We start from the raw sequence: 16,125 nt of genomic DNA, 5'->3' as shown, positions 1-16,125 counted from the left end.
CCGCAAACTCGTCGTCGCCGCCAACGCCATCCTCAAATCCAGCACCCGATGGCAAAAACCAGCTTGACCGCCAATACAGTCGCCAGACCCCATTCGTCAGCTTCGGCAAAGATCTGACAGGCAAGTGACTGCAAAACCCCAATAATGGGGTCTGGGGCCTGCGGCCCCAGCCGCCGGAGGCTCACTTCTGCCCGATCGCCGTCCCCGCCGCCCAGCCGCTCGCCCAGGCCCATTGGAAGTTGTAGCCGCCAAGCCACCCGGTCACATCGACCGCTTCGCCGATGGCGTAGAGGCCGGGGGTGCGCTTGGCTTCCATGGTGCGCGACGACAGGCCATCGGTGGAGATGCCGCCCACGGTCACCTCGGCCTTGGCGAAGCCTTCGCTGCCATTGGGGAGGAAGCGCCAGTCGGCGAGCTTGGCCTCCACATTGCTGAGCATCTTGTCCGACATGGTCTGCAGGTCGCCCCACAGGTCGATGCGCGCGGCGAGCGTGTCGGCCAGCCGTTCGGGGAGCATGCCGGCGAGCAGGCCCTTCATCGAAAGCTTCGGGCGCGCGCGCTTGGCGGCCTGCGCCCAGCCGGGGCCGGCCTGGGGGAGGAAATCGATGCCGATGCTCTCCCCGTGCCGCCAATAGCTGGAAACCTGCAGGATGGCGGGGCCGGAGAGGCCGCGGTGGGTGAAGAGCGCTGCCTCGCGGAAGGCGGCCTTGCCGCAGCGCGCCACCACATCGGCGGCAACGCCGGCCAGTTCGCGGAACAACAGCTGGTCGCCCGCGAGCGTGAGCGGCACAAGTGCTGGGCGCGGCTCGACGACGCTCATGCCGAAGCGCCGCGCCAGCCCATAGGCGAAATCGGTGGCGCCAAGCTTGGGAATCGACGGCCCGCCGGTGGCGATCACCAGGGCCGGTGCACGCACTTCGCGGTTGCCGACGGTCACCCGGTAGGTGCCATCGCCATGGTCGATCTCGCGCACCGCGTCCCCCAGCGCCATCTCGACGCCGCCGGCTTCGGCTTCATCGAGCAGCATCGCCAGGATGGCGCGCGCCGAGCCGTCGCAGAACAGCTGGCCGAGCGTTTTCTCGTGATAGGCGATGCCGTGCTTCTCGACGAGGCCTATGAAGTCGGCGGGCGTGTAGCGCCCCATCGCCGAGCGCGCGAAATGCGGATTGGCCGAGAGATAGCGATCGGGCACCGCACCGATGTTGGTGAAGTTGCAGCGGCCGCCGCCCGAAATCAATATCTTGGCACCAGGCGACGCGGCATGGTCGATCACCAGCACGCGCTTGCCTGCCTGCCCGGCTATTGCCGCACACATCAGCCCGGCACCGCCGGCGCCGAGCACGATCGCATCGAAATCGCTCAAATGCGCACCAGCCGGCGGCCGAAGCTCGCTCCCGTGAACAGGCCACAGAATGCGTCCGGAAGTGTTGCAAGGCCGTCGAAAATTTCCTCGCGATAGACCAGCCCGTCCGCCACCATCGCGGCGATTCCAGCCTGCGCCTCGGCGAAGCCCGGCAGGTCGTCGAACACCAATATGCCCTCCATCCGCAGCCGCTTGGCGATCATCTCGCGCATGTTGACGACGCCGGGCACCGTGTCCGCCAAATAGTCCGCCGTGGCGCCCGAAAGCACGATGCGCCCGAACACCTTCATGTGCGGCAGCGCCCGGTCGATCATGGCATTGCCGACATTGTCGAGCATCACATCGAACCCCGGCCCGGCTGCCTCGGCGAACGCCGCCTCGAAGCCGGGCGCCTTGTAATCGAGCGCCTCGTCAAAGCCGGCGACCTCGGCAAGCCAGCGGCATTTCTCCGCCCCCCCCGCCACGCCGACGACATGCGCGGCCCCCCAGCGTTTCGCCAGCTGCCCCGCCGTGGTGCCCACCGGCCCTGCGGCCGAGGTGATGAGCACGCGGGCACCCGGCTTCAGCTCCGCCACGCGCTTGAGCGCAAACCACGCGGTCATCCCCGGCACGCCCAAAATGCCGAGCCAAAGCGATTCCGGCACATCGAGGTCCGGCAGCGGCAGCACATAGCCCTTGCCGCTGGAAACGACATGGCTCGCCCAGCCTGTCGCCGTCACCCTCTGCCCCACCGCAAAGCGGGCGTTGCGGCTTTCCACCACCTCGCCGACGCAAAAGCCGTCGACCGGCTCGCCCGGCATCACCGGCCGCGCATAGCTCGCACCCGGGGACAGCCGCGAGCGCGTGCCGGGATCGCACGACACGAAGCGGTTGGCGATGAGGAACTGGCCCTCGGCAAGCTCCGGGATCGGCAGCGTCTCCACACGGAAATCCGCCGGCTGCGGTGCGCCCTCCACGTGCCGCACCAGCACAATCCGTTCCATCATCCGCGCCGTCATGTCATCATCTCCGAAAGGATCCGCACCATGGCCGAAGCGCTCCGCATCGTCACCCCGGGATCCCGTTCGAGGCGCTTCAAACCGATGGCGGGGTCGAATTTCCCGCCTTGCCCGGCCCCTGATCGCTCCTGATCCACACATCGCGCTGCGGGAAGGGAATCTCGATCCCCTCCTCCTTGAACAGCACCCACAGACGGTTGAGGATGGCGCTCTTCACATTGCCCACCCCCACCTCGGGGTCTTCGATCCACACCATGATATCATGGTCGACCGAACTGTCTCCGAAGCCGCGCAGCCAGATGCCGGGCGGGGGATCGCTGAGAACGCGCGGCACATCCGCCGCCGCCCGCAGCATCAGCGCCTGCGCTTTCGGAAGATCGCTCGCATAGCTCACCCCCACCGGGATGTGCACCCGCACTTTCCGATCCGAGTAGGACCAGTTTTCCACCGTTTGCGTCATCAGCAGCTCGTTGGGGATCAGATGCTCCTTGCCGTCGCGGGTGAGCACCGACACCGCGCGCACGCCGATCTTGCTCACCTGCCCGAACTGCTCCCCCACCACGATCACGTCGCCGGGCTTGATCGAACGGTCCATGAGCAAAATCAGCCCGGCGATCAGGTTGCCGAGCGTCTTCTGCATGCCGAAGCCCACCGCCAGCCCGAGCGCGCCCGAGAAAAAGGCCAGCGAGGTGAGGTCGAGCCCGAGCAGATCGATGCCGATCAGGAAGGTCAGCGCCGCGATCGCCAGCCCCACAAGCTTCTGCGCCAGCAGCTGCTGCGAGCTGTCGAACCGGTCGAACCGCCCCACCCATTGCCCCAGCGCCCGATTGGCCAGCCGCGCCAGCGCGAACAGCACCAGCCCCGCCACCAGCGTCGTCACCACATCGAGCAGCGAAATCCGCCGGGCGGCAATGCGAATCGACGCATTGTCCAGCGCATCGGCGAGTGGCCCCAGCCCGCCCTGCGCCGCCGCGAGCACTGCCACGCCCGCCAGCACCCCCAGCGCCGGCGCCGCCGCCGCCGCCATGCGCCATCCGCGCAGCAGATGGACGACCAGAATCCCGACCGCCAGGCCAAGCACCGCCCCGGCGAGCAGCCGCGGCACCTCGCCAAAGCCCGGCGCGCTCAGCAGTACCACCAGCGCCAGGCTCACCACCGCCGCGCGCACCGTGCGGGCTATCCGCCCGGCAGACCCCGGCGGCAGCCAGCCGGCACCGGCAAAGCGCGCCTCGGCCCAGCCCCCGGCCAGCCCGCCCAGCAGCAGCGCCACCGCCAGCACCACCCCCACGATCAGCAGGTCGACAACCGGCAACCCCGCAAGCCATGCGGTCGGGTTCTCGATGAGCGTTTCAATCATCGTGTCAGCCTGCCAGCCGCAGGGGCGCATGGCAAACCAGGGCCGCCGGCTGCCAGTGCGTGCGACGGCCGCTAAACGGGGTCCGGGGCCCAAGGCCCCAGCCGCCGGAGGCCCCTTTCAATGGAAATCCCGCGATCGCGGCAAAATCCGCACATCGCGCGGGTGCCTGCCGCGCGGGGTGGGCGGGTCGGCGAGGTTCTCGTCGCCGCGTGCGGTCATCGCCGGCAGCGCATGTGCGTCCGACAGCCGGTCGAGCAGCCCCGACCAGTCGAGCACTTCCACGCCCATCAGGTGGACCACGCCTTCGGGCGAGCGCTGCACCTCGCCGCGCACGCACATCAGCCGGGCACCCATCACCGCGCGCCGATAATGTTCGAACAAGCGCGCCCAGAGCACGACATTCACCACCCCGGTCTCATCCTCCAGCGTGATGAAGATGGCGTTGCCATTGCCCGGCCGCTGCCGCACCAGCACCACGCCGGCCATGCTCAGCTGCCTGCCGGCGCGCGCCGCGGACACTTCGGCAGCGCTGGCGGTGCCCGGCGGCAGCGCACCGCGCAGCAGCGCCATCGGATGCGCCTTGAGGCTGAGCCGCAGCACCTGGTAATCGGCGGCCACATCCTCACCGAGCCGCATTTCGGGGAGCGCGAACGCCGGCTCCTCGCCAAGCTCGGCCACGCCGGCGGCGGCAAACAGCGGCAGCACATCGGCGGGCGTGCGCAGCGCATCCCAGCCGCCCTCGCGCCGACTTAAACCGAGGAGAGCAACTGCATCGGCATCGGCCAGCAGTTTCAGCGCGCGCGGCGGCAATGCTGCGCGGCGCGCCATGTCCTCGAGGCTGGCGAAGGGCCGCGCCGCTGCCATCGCCGCCGCCCATTCGGCGCGGAACCCGGTCACCTGCCGCAGCCCCAGCCGCAGTGCACCAGCCTCCAGCGTGCAATCCCAGTCGCTGGCGTTCACATCGACCGGCAGCACCGCCACGCCATGCTCGCGCGCATCACGCACGATTTGTGCCGGCGCATAAAATCCCATCGGCTGCGAATTGAGGAGCGCAGCGGCAAACACAGCCGGGTAGCGGCACTTCAAATAGCTCGAAATCCACACCAATCGTGCAAAGGCCAGCGCATGGCTTTCGGGAAAGCCATAGCTGCCGAAGCCCTCGATCTGCTTGAAGCAGCGTGTGGCAAAGTCGCGCTCATAGCCGCGCGCCACCATCCCCTCGATCATCTTCTCGGCAAAGCCGCCCATGGTGCCGATGTTGCGGAAGGTCGCCATCGCGCGGCGCAGCTGGTTGGCCTCCGAGGGTGTGAACGCTGCCGCGACGATCGCCAGCCGCATCGCCTGCTCCTGGAACAGCGGCACCCCCAAGGTCCGCCCCAGCACGCCCTTCAGCTCATCGCGGTCGTGCGGGGCGGCGGGAGCGGGAAAGCTCACGGCCTCGCGCCCCTGCCGGCGCCGCAGATAGGGGTGGACCATGTCCCCCTGGATCGGCCCCGGCCGCACGATCGCCACCTGGATCACCAGATCGTAGAATTCGCGCGGCCGCAGCCTTGGCAGCATGTTCATCTGGGCGCGGCTCTCGACCTGGAACACCCCGACCGAATCGCCCAGGCACAGCATGTCGAACACGTCCGGCGCCTCATCGGGTACATTGTCGAGCGTGTACTGGCGGCCGATATGCGCCTTGATGAGCGCAAAGGCGCGGCGGATGCAGCTTAGCATCCCGAGTGCGAGCACATCGACCTTCATCAGCCCCAGCGCGTCGATATCGTCCTTGTCCCACTCGATGAAAGTGCGGTCCGGCATCGCGGCATTGTGGATCGGCACCGTCTCGTCGAGCCGGTCCTGTGTCAGCACGAAGCCGCCGACATGCTGCCCAAGGTGCCGCGGCAGCCCCATGATCTCGCCGGTCATCCGGATCAGCCGGCGGATCTCGGGCGCATCGATGTCGAGCCCGCTCTCGGCAAAGCGCTTCTCCTCCATGGCGCGCGAAAAGCTGCCCCACACCGTGCCCGAAAGCCGGCCGGTCATGTCCTCGGTGAGCCCCAGCACCTTGCCCACCTCGCGCACCGCACTGCGCGGCCGGTAATGCGCCACGGTGGCGGCAATGCCGGCGCGCTCGCGGCCGTAGCGCGCGTAGATATACTGGATCACCTCCTCGCGCCGCTCATGCTCGAAATCGACATCGATGTCGGGCGGCTCGCGGCGCTCTTCGGAGATGAAGCGCGAGAACAGCAGATTGTGCTTCGATGGATCGACCGCGGTGATGCCGAGCACGAAGCACACCGCCGAATTGGCCGCCGAGCCGCGCCCCTGGCACAGGATGCCCTTCGCCTGGGCAAACGCCACCATGTCGTGCACGGTGAGGAAATAGGGCGCATAGCCAGCCTTGCCGATCACCCGGAATTCTTCCTGCAACTGCGCCATCACCCCGGCCGGCACGCCCTGCGGCCAGCGCACCCGCGCCTTCTGCATCGTCAGCGTCTCCAGCCAGCCCTGCGCGCTGTGCCCCGGCGGCACCGGCTCGTTGGGGTATTCATAGCGAAGCTGGTCGAGATCGAACGCCACCCGCCGCACGAGCTGCATCGGCGCCTCCACCGCGTCCGGGCAATCGGCAAACAGCCGCTGCATCTCGGCCTCGGCCTTCAGGTGCCGCTCGGCATTGGCCTCCAGCCGCCGTCCCGCCGCATCCAGCGTCGTCCCCTCGCGGATGCAGCTCAGCACATCCTGCAACGCCCGCGCCCCGGGCTCGGCATAAAGCGCATCATTGCTCGCCATCAGCGGCAGCCGCAACCGCGCCGCCTCCGCCATCCGTGCCGCCAGCCGCCGCCGGTCCGCCCCGCCGCGCGGCATCACCGCCGCCAGCCACAGCCGCCCGCGCCCGGCCTCGGCAAGCGGCGCCGGCATGGCCTTTCCCGGCATCCCGACCAGCAGCATGTCGTCGATATGCCCGAGCAGATCCTCGAGCCGCAGCGCGCAGCCGCCCTTCGCCACCCGAAGGTTGCCGAGCGTCAGCAACCGACACAGCCGCCCCCAGCCCCGGCGCGTCGCTGGATAGGCGAGCACATCCGGCGTCGCATCCTCGAACACCAGCCGCGCCCCCACCACCAGCCGAAAACCGGCTGGCAAGCCTTCAGCCTCGCGCACCGCCACATGCGCGCGCACCACGCCCGCCACGCTGTTGCGATCGGCAATCCCCACCGCCCCATGCCCCAGCGCCAGCGCGCGCTCGACCATCGCGGCCGGACTGCTGGCGCCGCGCAGGAAGGAATAATGCGTCGCACAGGCCAGCTCGGCGAAGGCCATTCAGGATGCCTCCGGCGGGCGAAAAAGCGCCTCCGGCGGTAGCAAGGGTGCCTCCGGCGGCTGGGGCCGCAGGCCCCAGACCCCATGTGTGGGGCCTGCGCGTTTGCGGGACGGTGTACGGATTGTGGACCATGTTCGACTGCGCTGCGCGCGACGCTTCAAGGCACAGCACAGCCCCCAAAAACGGGGTCTGGGGCCCAAGGCCCCAGCCGCCGGAGGCCCTTCTTCGCCCGCCGGAGGCCCCTGCCCTTCACGCGAAGCGGCCATGCACGAACCACCCTGGTATGCGGCGTTCTTCGTAGAGGCCGTGGCGGAACAGCCAGAAGCGGCCGCCGCTGCTGTCTTCGACGCGGTAATAGTCTCGGGTGAGGCCCTGGCCGTCGGCGCGGCGCCACCATTCGGCGGCGATGCGCTCGGGCCCTTCGGCGCGCACGATGTCGTGGAGGCGACGGTGCCAGCGGAAGCGGCGCGGCGGGCCATCGGGGACTTCGGCCATAACTTCCACCGGCTGCGGCGGGTCGAACAGCAGGGCGGGGCGTTCGGGGGGCTCGCCGGGGGCTTGTGCGGCCCATGCGGTGGCATCGGGACGGGCGGTGAAGGGCAGGTCGAAGCCGGCCTGTTCGGGGACATGGCTGTCTGCCCCGGCCAGCCGCCGCACCCGGCCGGGGCCGAGGCGCGCGGTCAGGCGGTCGACGAGGCCGAGCAATTCGCCTGCGGCCAGCGCGCCGCCGTCCAGCGCCAGCTGCTCCTCGCCGAGCGGCGCGAGGACGGGGACGGCAAGGCGCACCAGATCATAGCCGAAGCCGGGATCGAGCGGATCGTTGAGGGCCGCCAGTCGCTCGCCGAACAGCCGCATGATCGCGGCGGGTGCACGCTGCGCAGCGGCAGTGTCCACCCGCACCCGCGCCAGCGCGCCATCGGCACGGTAGAGCAGCGCCTCGAAGGCGCGGCCGCCGGCACCGCGTTCCGAGAGGTTGAGGCAGGCGCGCACCACCAGCCCCTCGACCACCTTGAGCGCTGCAGGCACGGTAAGCAGCGGCTGGGCGAAGCGCGCCTCGACGAGGATTTCGGGCTCGGGCCAGCGCGGCTGCAGCGGAAAGGCGGCAGCACCCAGCAGCACATCGAGGCGGTGGACGAGCGCATCGCCGAGCCGGGCGGCCAGGGCGGCGCGCGGCTGGCCCGCGACCAGCGCGACGCTGCGCAGCCCGGCGCGGCGGAGGGCGAGAGCGAGCGCATCCGGGTTGTCCAGCTCGAGCCCCGGCACCGCCACCAGCGGGCCGAGCAGCGCTGCGATGGGGAGCGCCAGAACGGCGGAAGGGCCGTCTGCCTGCGCCACCAGCCCATCGCCATCCCATTCGGTCCCATCCGAGTCGGCAAAGCCTGCCAGTGCCAGCGCAGCCGCGGGATTGTCCGCCAGCGCAGCACGGCCCGAAAGCCCCATCCGCGCCAGCCGCTTGAGGAGATCGCCCGCCAGCGCCGCTTCGCCGCCGGCCAGATGCGCTGCCCCTGTGATATCGAGCAGCAGCCCGGCGGGGGGTGCGACCGCCACCATCGGCGTGTAGCGCCCGCAGCCATCGGCCAGCGCTTCGAGCAGGGCAAGATCGGCCGCCGGATCATGCGCCTGCACCTGCAGCTCGGGCAGCAGTGCCCGCGCATCGGCGAGCGTCATCCCCACCGCCAGCCCGGCGGCGGCGGCATGGGAATCGAGTGCTGCCAGCCGCACGGCATTGCCGGACGTAACCGTGAGCGCGAGCGGCGTGTCAGGCAGCGATGGCGCTGCCTGGCGAACCCGCTCCGCCGGCAACCCGGGCAGCAGCACTGCCAGGATTCGCCGTCCGGAAGCTGTGTTCCTCACCATTCCACTCCAATTGCATCGAAAATCCCGGCCGGCCGGCGCGGCAGCGCAGCAGCTCGACGCCGAACACCGGCAGCCCCGGCGCATCGGCGGCCAGCGCGCGCGAGGGCTGCGCCATCACCCCCCAGCGCGTGCTCGCGGCACTCGGGGCGGGCTCGCCCTCGCGCACTGCCAGCACACTCACGCCGCTGCGCGCCGCCGCCAGCGCCAGCCGCCGCGAGGCGGTGAGACCGAAGGCCGGCGAGCGTCCACAGCGCAGCACCACGGCCGACAGCGCCGGGCAGGCCACGGCATCGGCCGCAGCGCGCAGCAGCGCCAGCGCATCGGGGGCGCGCACCAGCAGCAGCCGCGCCGGATCGATCCCCAGCGCCGCTAGCCCGGGCGCATAGGGCCGCACGCCGCGCATCGCCCGCGCTTCCACGAGCCAGAGCAGCGGACCCGTCCGGCCATTCCGCGCCGCCAACAGCAGCGCCACCACCATCGCCGCCACGCCGTCATCGGGCCGCGCGGGGTAGAATTCGTGCAGCGCCGCCGCCTGCAGCCCGCCGTCCAGCCGCGCATCGAGCCCGGGCTCGCCAAAGCCGAGCGGCCGGAGCGAGGGCTGGGCAGGCCGTGCCCCAAGGGCCGGCGACAAGGCGAATCCGGGACGCATGTTCTACTTATGTTCTATGCGCAGCCGGCCAGAGTCAAGCAGTCACAGTCAAGCAGGCAGAATGAAAGCCTCAGCCTTCCACAGGCTCCCAGCCGCCGCCCAGCGCCTTGAACACGGCGATCTGGCGCGTGGTGAGATCGGCATCGTTCGCCGCCAGCTGCGCATCCGCCGTCGCCAGCGTGCGCTCGGCATCGAGCACCGCCAGAAACCCTTCCGACCCCGCCCCATAGCGCAGCCGCACGATCCGCGCCGCCCGCGCGCTCTCGTCACGCGCCGCGCGGAGCGCCTCGTTGGTGGCAAGCCCCGCAGCATAATTGGCGAGCGCCGTCTCGGTCTCCTCGAGGGCGGCGAGCATGCTGCCTTCGAAATTCGCCACCGCTTCGTCGCTGCCGGCGCGCGCCTGCCGCGTGCGGGCGCGCGCAGCGGCGAAATTGGGGAAGGTCCAGCTGATCGCCGGGCCGATGCTGAAGGCGAAGCCGCGGTTGCTCAGCGCCGCCCCCGGCGTGACGCCCTGCCCCGAGACACTGCCGCCGAGCGAAATCTGCGGGAAGAAATCCGCCATCGCCACACCGATCCGCGCCGTCGCCGCCGCCAGCCGCCGCTCGGCCTGGCGCACATCGGGCCGCCGCCTGAGCAGCGCCGCGCCATCGCCGACCGGAATCGCCGTCTTGAGCAGCGGTGGCGCCGTGCACGCCTTCACCCGCGCATCCACCTGCGCCGGCTGCCGCCCGGTGAGCACCGCCAGCCGGTTGAGCGCCGCCGCGCGCTGCGCGGTGAACGCCGGCAGCGTCGCCCGCGTCGATTCGAGCTGTGCGCGGGCGCGCGCCACATCGAGCGGCGAATCACGCCCCGCCGCCACCCGCTTCTCCGCAATGCCGAAGCTGTCCGCCTGCAACTTCAGGCTGCGCTCCGCCACCGCCAGCTGTGCCGCCGCCGAACAGGCATCGGCATAGGCACGCGCCGTCTCGGCCGCGACAGTGATCCGCACCGTGTCCCGCGCCGCTTCCTCCGCCTCGAAATCGGCCCGCGCCGCCTGCACCGACCGCGTGACCCGGCCATAAAGGTCGATCTCGTAGCTGGCATCGAGCCCCAGCCGGTAGAATTCGCTCTCGAACGCCACCGGCCCCGTCGGCGTCGGCACCGCCTGCCGCGCTTCCACGGCACTGCCGGTGATGCTGGTGCTCGGCAGCCGCTGGCTGCGCGTCTCGCTCAGCACGGCGCGCACCTGCCGCAGCCGCGCCGTGGCTGCCCGCAGATCGGTGTTCGCCGCCAGTGCCTGGCCGACAAGCTCGTCGAGAAGCGGATCGTCATAGAGCCGCCACCACGTCACCGGTGCTTCCACGCCCACCGTCGCCCCCTCGGCACCCGCCACCAGCGCGCCGCCTTCCACCGGCGGCAGCGGTGCGGGCACATAGTCCGGCCCCAGCGCACAGCCGGAAAGCAGCAGCGCCGCCATCAAAAGCCGCGTCTTCATGCCGGCTGCTCCACACCCGAGATCATCTCCGGCCGCGTGCTGCCGATCGGCCGCCCCAGCCTGGCTGCCGCCCAGCTGGCGATCACATAGAACACCGGCGTGAAAAGCAGCCCGAACACCGTGACGCCGATCATGCCCGCGAACACCGCCGTGCCCAGCGCCTGCCGCATCTCCGCACCGGGACCCGAGGCGATGACCAGCGGCACCACACCGAGGATGAAGGCGAAGCTCGTCATCAGGATGGGGCGCAACCGGGTGCGTGCCGCCGCTTCGGCCGCAGCCCAGCGGTCCTTGCCCGCTTCCTCGGCCTGCTTGGCGAACTCGACGATCAGGATGGCGTTCTTCGCTGCCAGCCCCACCAGCACCACCAGCCCGATCTGCGTCAGGATATTGTTGTCGAACCCGCGGATGTTCACCCCCAGAATCGCCGCCAGCAGGCACATCGGCACGATGAGGATGACCGCGAGCGGCAGCACCAGCGATTCATATTGCGCCGCCAGCAGCAGGAACACGAACACCACCGCAAGCACGAACACCACCGCTGCGGTATTGCCCTGCGTCTTCTCCTGATACGCCAGCTCGGTCCATTCATAGCTGAAGCCCTCGGGCAGCAGCCGGCCCGCCAGCCCCTCCATGGCCCCCAGCGCCTCGCCGCTCGAGAATCCGGGCAGCCGGTCCCCCTGCAGCTCGGCCGCCGGGAACAGATTGTGGCGCACCACGCGGTACGGCCCGCTGGTGTCCGACAGGCGCACCATCGATCCCAGCGGCACCATCTGCCCCGAGGCCGCCCGCACCCGCAGGTTGGTGATGTCGGTCGGGTCGTTGCGGAACGGCGCATCGGCCTGGGCCGTCACCCGGTAGGTGCGGCCGAACAGGTTGAAATCGTTAACATAGCTCGAACCCAGATAGACCTGCAGCGTGCCGAACACATCCGCCGGCGCCACGCCGAGAAGCTGCGCCTTTTCGCGATCGACATCGGCGAACATCCGCGGCGTGCCGGTGTTGAACAGCGTGAACACGCTCGTCAGCCCCGGCTGCTGGTTGGCCTCCATCATCATCCCGAAGGTCGCTTGCTCCAGCGCCGGATAGCCCTGGCCCGAGCGGTCCTGCACCATCATCTTGAAGCCGCCCCCGGTGCCGATGCCGCGCACCGGCGGCGGCGGGATGACGAGGATGTTGCCGGCGCCGATGCCGCCCATCGCCTGGCGCAGGCTGCCGAGGATCGAATCGCCGGTCAGCCCCTTGTCGGCGCGCACCGGATAATCGTCCATCTGGATGAACAGCGTGCCGGCGTTGGGGGCGTTGGTGAAGCTGGCGCCATCGAGCCCGGCAAAGGCCACCACCCGCTCCACGCCATTGGTGGCGCGCGCCGTGCGCACGGCATCGAGCACCACCTTGTCGGTGCGTTCGAGCGAGGTGCCCGGCGGCATCTGCACCACCGCGATCAGATAGCCCTGGTCCTGTGCGGGGATGAAGCCCTGCGGCGTGGCGACCAGCCGCCAGCCCGCCAGCACCAGCAGCCCGGCATAGACGACGAGGATGATGGCGATGCTGCGCACGGCCCGCGCCGTGATCCGGCCGTAACGCTCCGAAAGCCAGTCGAAGCCGGCGTTGAAACGGTCAGCTGCCTTGGCCGGCACGCGGCGCCAGCCTTGCGGCGCCGCCGCATGCTCGTCGTGCGGCTTGAGCAGCAGGGCTGCAAGTGCCGGGGACAGGGTGAGCGACACCACGCAGGAAATGAGCGTGGCGGCCGAGATGGTGAGCGCGAACTGCTTGTAGAACTGCCCCGAGATGCCGCTGATGAAGGCGGTCGGCACGAACACCGCGCACAGCGTGAGCGCGATCGCCACCAGCGCCCCGCCCACCTCGTTCATCGTCCGGTACGATGCCTCGCGCGGGGTGAGCCCGAGCTTCAGTTCGCGCTCGACATTCTCCACGACCACGATAGCATCGTCGACGACGATGCCGATGGCGAGCACCAGCCCGAACAGCGAAAGGTTGTTCAACGAATAGCCGAACGCCGCCATCACCGCGAAGGTGCCGATCAGGCTGACCGGGATCGCCAGCACCGGTATCAGCGCCGCGCGCCAGCTCTGCAGGAACACCAGCACCACCAGCACCACGAGGATCACTGCCTCGATCAGCGTGTCCTCGACGCTCTCGATCGAGGCGCGCACATATTCGGTGGGGTTGTAGGGGATGCGGTAGGTCAGCCCCTGCGGAAAATCCGCCTTGGCGGCTTCCATCTCGGCGATGATCGCGTCTGCCGTGGCGAGCGCGTTCGAGCCCGGCCGCTGGGTGATGCCGAAGCCCACCCCCTGCTTGCCGTTCACATAGGCGTTGGTGCCATAATCCTGCGCGCCGATCTCGATCCGCGCCACATCGGCCACGCGGGTGATGCGCGGACCATCGGCCTTGATGACGATGTCCCCGAATTCCTGCGTGGTCGTCAGCCGGCCCTTGGTCTCGACGTTGAGCTGATAGCCCGAGCCGCCGGCATCGAACGGCGGGGCGCCGATCGTGCCTGCCGCCACCTGGACGTTCTGGGCGCGGAGCGCCGCCACCACATCCTGGGCGTTGAGCCCGCGCGACGCGGCCTTTTCGGGGTCGATCCAGATGCGCATCGCATAGTCGCGCACGCCGAACGCATTGATGCCGCCCACGCCGTCGATTCGCGCCAGCCGGTCCTGCAGATACAGCGTGGCATAGTTGGACACATAGTCGAGCGGCAGGCTGTCATCGGTCGATTCGAGGAACACCACGAGCAGGATATCGGGCGAGTTCTTGCGCGTCGTCACGCCGAGCGAGCGCACCGTGTCGGGGAGCCGCGGCTCGGCCGAAGCGACGCGGTTCTGCACCAGCACCTGGGCATTATCGAGATCGGTGCCGAGCTTGAAGACGATGTTGAGCAGCATCCGGCCATCGCCGGTGGACGAGGAGGTCATGTAGATCATGTCCTCGACGCCGTTGATTTCCTGCTCGAGCGGCGCCGCCACCGTGTCGGCGAGCACTTCGGCGGACGCGCCGGGGTAGGTTGCGGTCACGCTGATCGTCGGCGGGGCGATCTCGGGATATTGCGCCACCGGCAGGGTGGGATAGGCGACGATGCCCACCAGCACGATGAGGACCGAGATGACCGCGGCGAAGATCGGCCGGTCGATGAAGAAGCGCGAGAGCCGCATGTCAGTTCGCCGACGCCGAAGTGGTGGTGCCTTCGGCGGCCGGCAGCTCGATCACGGGGGGGGCGGTCGGCCCGGTGCCGGGTGCCGGCGGCACGATCCTGCCGGCCTTGGGCGTCGCCTGCATGCCGGGACGGACGCGCTGCACGCCCTCGATGATAACGCGATCGGTTTTCGTCAGGCCCGAGCGCACCACGCGCAGGCCTTCGACGAGCGGCCCCAGCTGCAGCACGCGCGGGGACACCACGCCCTTTCCGTCCACCACCAGCGCCAGCTTGCGCGTCTGGTCGGTCACGACGGCACTTTCCGGAATCAGCATCCCCTCATAGGCGCCCGAGCCGATCAACCGCATATGGCCGAACATGCCCGGCGTGAGGAAGCCATCGGGGTTGCGCACCACAGCACGTCCGCGGATCGTGCCCGAGCCCTGGTCGATGGCATTGTCGACGAAGTCCATCCGGCCCTTCCAGCGATAATCGGTCTCGTCGGCGAGACGGATATCGACCGGGTTGGGCGCCACCCGCGAGCTCGGCCGCGTGCCGGCCTGGTTGGCGCGCTGATATTTGAGATAGACGGCTTCCGAGCCGGTGAAGATGAAGTGGATCGGATCAAGCGTCACCACGCTGGTCAGCACCGTCTCGCCGGCCTGCACGAAACCGCCGACATCGACGCGGCGATCGGAGAGCCGGCCCGAGATCGGCGCCGTCACGCGGGTGAACTCGAGGTCGAGTGCGCGGGCGCGGGCGGTGGCGCGCGCTGCGGCCAGTCCCGCCTCGGCTTCGCCGGTGCGCGCCTTCAGCGTCTCATTCTCCTCGCGGCTCACTGCCTCGTCCTTGAACAAGGACTCGCTGCGCGCGAAATTGGCGCGCGCCAGCACCGCCCCTGCCTCGGCCCGCGCCACTTCGGCACGTGCCTGGGCTGCGGCGGCCTCGAACGGGCGCGGGTCGATCACATAGAGCAGCTGCCCGGCGCGGACGAAATCGCCATCGCGAAAGGCGATGCGCGCCACATAGCCCGACACGCGCGGCCGCACCTCGACGCTCTGCCGCGCCTCGAAGCGACCGACATAATCATCCCAGTCGACGATCGGCTTGACCAGCGGGGTAGCCACCGTGACCGGCGGCGCAGCGCCGCCCGGAGGTCCGGCCGGCGGCGGCGCTTCGCTGCACGCGGCAAGCGCAACTGTTGCGGCAACGAGCGCGACATTCGCCCGCATCACGCGCCGAACCTTGATCATGTTCATTCTGCCACCCGTAAAACTTTGTCCCGGCGAGGAACGATCATCGCCACGACACACAAGATCGCCATGCTGACGACCACCGCCCCGATGCGCGCTGGACCCGTGGCGGCAGCAAGGCTATGGTCTCTTATCGCTAAAGAAACTTGACGGTCAAGATAATTCTGACCGCAGAGGGATGGGACATGGGCGGGGAAGCCAAGACGTGTGGGGAGGATGCCAAGCTGCTGCACCTGCAGCAGGTGATGGATGCCGGCCGCCTGATCCATGGCGCCATGGACCGGGTGGACACTGCAATGGCCGAAACGCTCGGAATCAACCGTTCCGACCTGCGCTGCCTTTACCACCTTATAGAGAACGAAGCCTCAACGCCGGGCGAGATCGCTGCCGCGGTGGGCCTCACCAGCGGCTCGGTCACGGCGATGCTCGATCGGCTCGAATGCCAGGGGCTTGTCGTCCGCATCCGGCGCTGCACCGACCGGCGTTCGGTCGCCATCTCGCTCGTGCCCGAGCAGCGCGTCATGGTCACCGGCGTCATGGAGCGCAAGCTCTCGACGATTCTCGATCATTTCGCCTCGCTCGACGATGCCGCGCTGGCGCGCCTTGCCGAAGCGCTCACACCCTATGCCGCGATCATCAGCAGCATTGCCGACGAGATGAGTCCCCGCGCGACCTGACCGCTCGTATTTGCGCCTTGGCAAGCG

Annotated in this window: 10 protein-coding genes; 1 reads left to right on the top strand and 9 read right to left on the bottom strand. The window is 69.4% G+C overall.

The features are described from left to right. Nucleotides 1–181 precede the first annotated feature (181 nt). The 9 genes from FHS79_RS14585 to FHS79_RS14545 all read right to left on the bottom strand — a co-directional run bounded on the left by FHS79_RS14585 (nt 182) and on the right by FHS79_RS14545 (nt 15,421). Nucleotides 182–1,363 (bottom strand): BaiN/RdsA family NAD(P)/FAD-dependent oxidoreductase, encoded by a 1,182-nt coding sequence (locus tag FHS79_RS14585; RefSeq protein ID WP_184201671.1) that lies wholly within the window; start codon nt 1,361–1,363, stop codon nt 182–184. Then, a complete protein-coding gene (locus FHS79_RS14580) occupies nt 1,360–2,361 on the bottom strand; it encodes an NADP-dependent oxidoreductase (protein ID WP_243452917.1) in 1,002 nt (333 codons plus the stop codon). Before FHS79_RS14580 ends, FHS79_RS14585 begins: the two co-directional genes overlap by 4 nt. Nucleotides 2,362–2,437: 76 nt before the next feature. Next, the gene (locus FHS79_RS14575; protein WP_184201668.1) at nt 2,438–3,718 is read right to left on the bottom strand and encodes a mechanosensitive ion channel family protein; all 1,281 of its coding nucleotides are present in this window, start codon (nt 3,716–3,718) and stop codon (nt 2,438–2,440) included. 117 nt (nt 3,719–3,835) lie between these two features. Then, nucleotides 3,836–7,024, bottom strand: a complete 3,189-nt coding sequence (locus FHS79_RS14570; RefSeq protein WP_184201664.1) for an error-prone DNA polymerase — start codon at nt 7,022–7,024, stop codon at nt 3,836–3,838. Between the two features lie 250 nt (nt 7,025–7,274). After that, entirely contained in the window at nt 7,275–8,882 is a 1,608-nt protein-coding gene (locus FHS79_RS14565; RefSeq protein ID WP_184201661.1) for a Y-family DNA polymerase, read from the bottom strand. Further along, entirely contained in the window at nt 8,785–9,531 is a 747-nt protein-coding gene (locus tag FHS79_RS14560) for a hypothetical protein (protein WP_184201658.1), read from the bottom strand. The genes FHS79_RS14565 and FHS79_RS14560 overlap by 98 nt, the downstream gene beginning before the upstream one ends. A gap of 70 nt (nt 9,532–9,601) precedes the next feature. After that, the gene (locus FHS79_RS14555; RefSeq protein WP_184201655.1) at nt 9,602–11,005 is read right to left on the bottom strand and encodes an efflux transporter outer membrane subunit; all 1,404 of its coding nucleotides are present in this window, start codon (nt 11,003–11,005) and stop codon (nt 9,602–9,604) included. After that, complete coding sequence (locus tag FHS79_RS14550) at nt 11,002–14,187, bottom strand: efflux RND transporter permease subunit (RefSeq protein ID WP_184201652.1); 3,186 nt, start codon at nt 14,185–14,187, stop codon at nt 11,002–11,004. Before FHS79_RS14550 ends, FHS79_RS14555 begins: the two co-directional genes overlap by 4 nt. Nucleotide 14,188: 1 nt before the next feature. Then, nucleotides 14,189–15,421 (bottom strand): efflux RND transporter periplasmic adaptor subunit, encoded by a 1,233-nt coding sequence (locus FHS79_RS14545; RefSeq protein ID WP_243452916.1) that lies wholly within the window; start codon nt 15,419–15,421, stop codon nt 14,189–14,191. 185 nt (nt 15,422–15,606) lie between these two features. Here FHS79_RS14545 and FHS79_RS14540 point away from each other — a divergent pair, with 185 nt between their 5' ends. Continuing rightward, entirely contained in the window at nt 15,607–16,098 is a 492-nt protein-coding gene (locus FHS79_RS14540; RefSeq protein WP_184201649.1) for a MarR family winged helix-turn-helix transcriptional regulator, read from the top strand. Nucleotides 16,099–16,125: the final 27 nt, after the last annotated feature.

The organism is Polymorphobacter multimanifer (assembly GCF_014205635.1).
Lineage (GTDB): Bacteria > Pseudomonadota > Alphaproteobacteria > Sphingomonadales > Sphingomonadaceae > Sandarakinorhabdus > Sandarakinorhabdus multimanifer.
The sequence above is the reverse complement of the archived record's forward strand: the minus strand, read 5'-3'. Positions and strand labels throughout refer to the sequence as shown.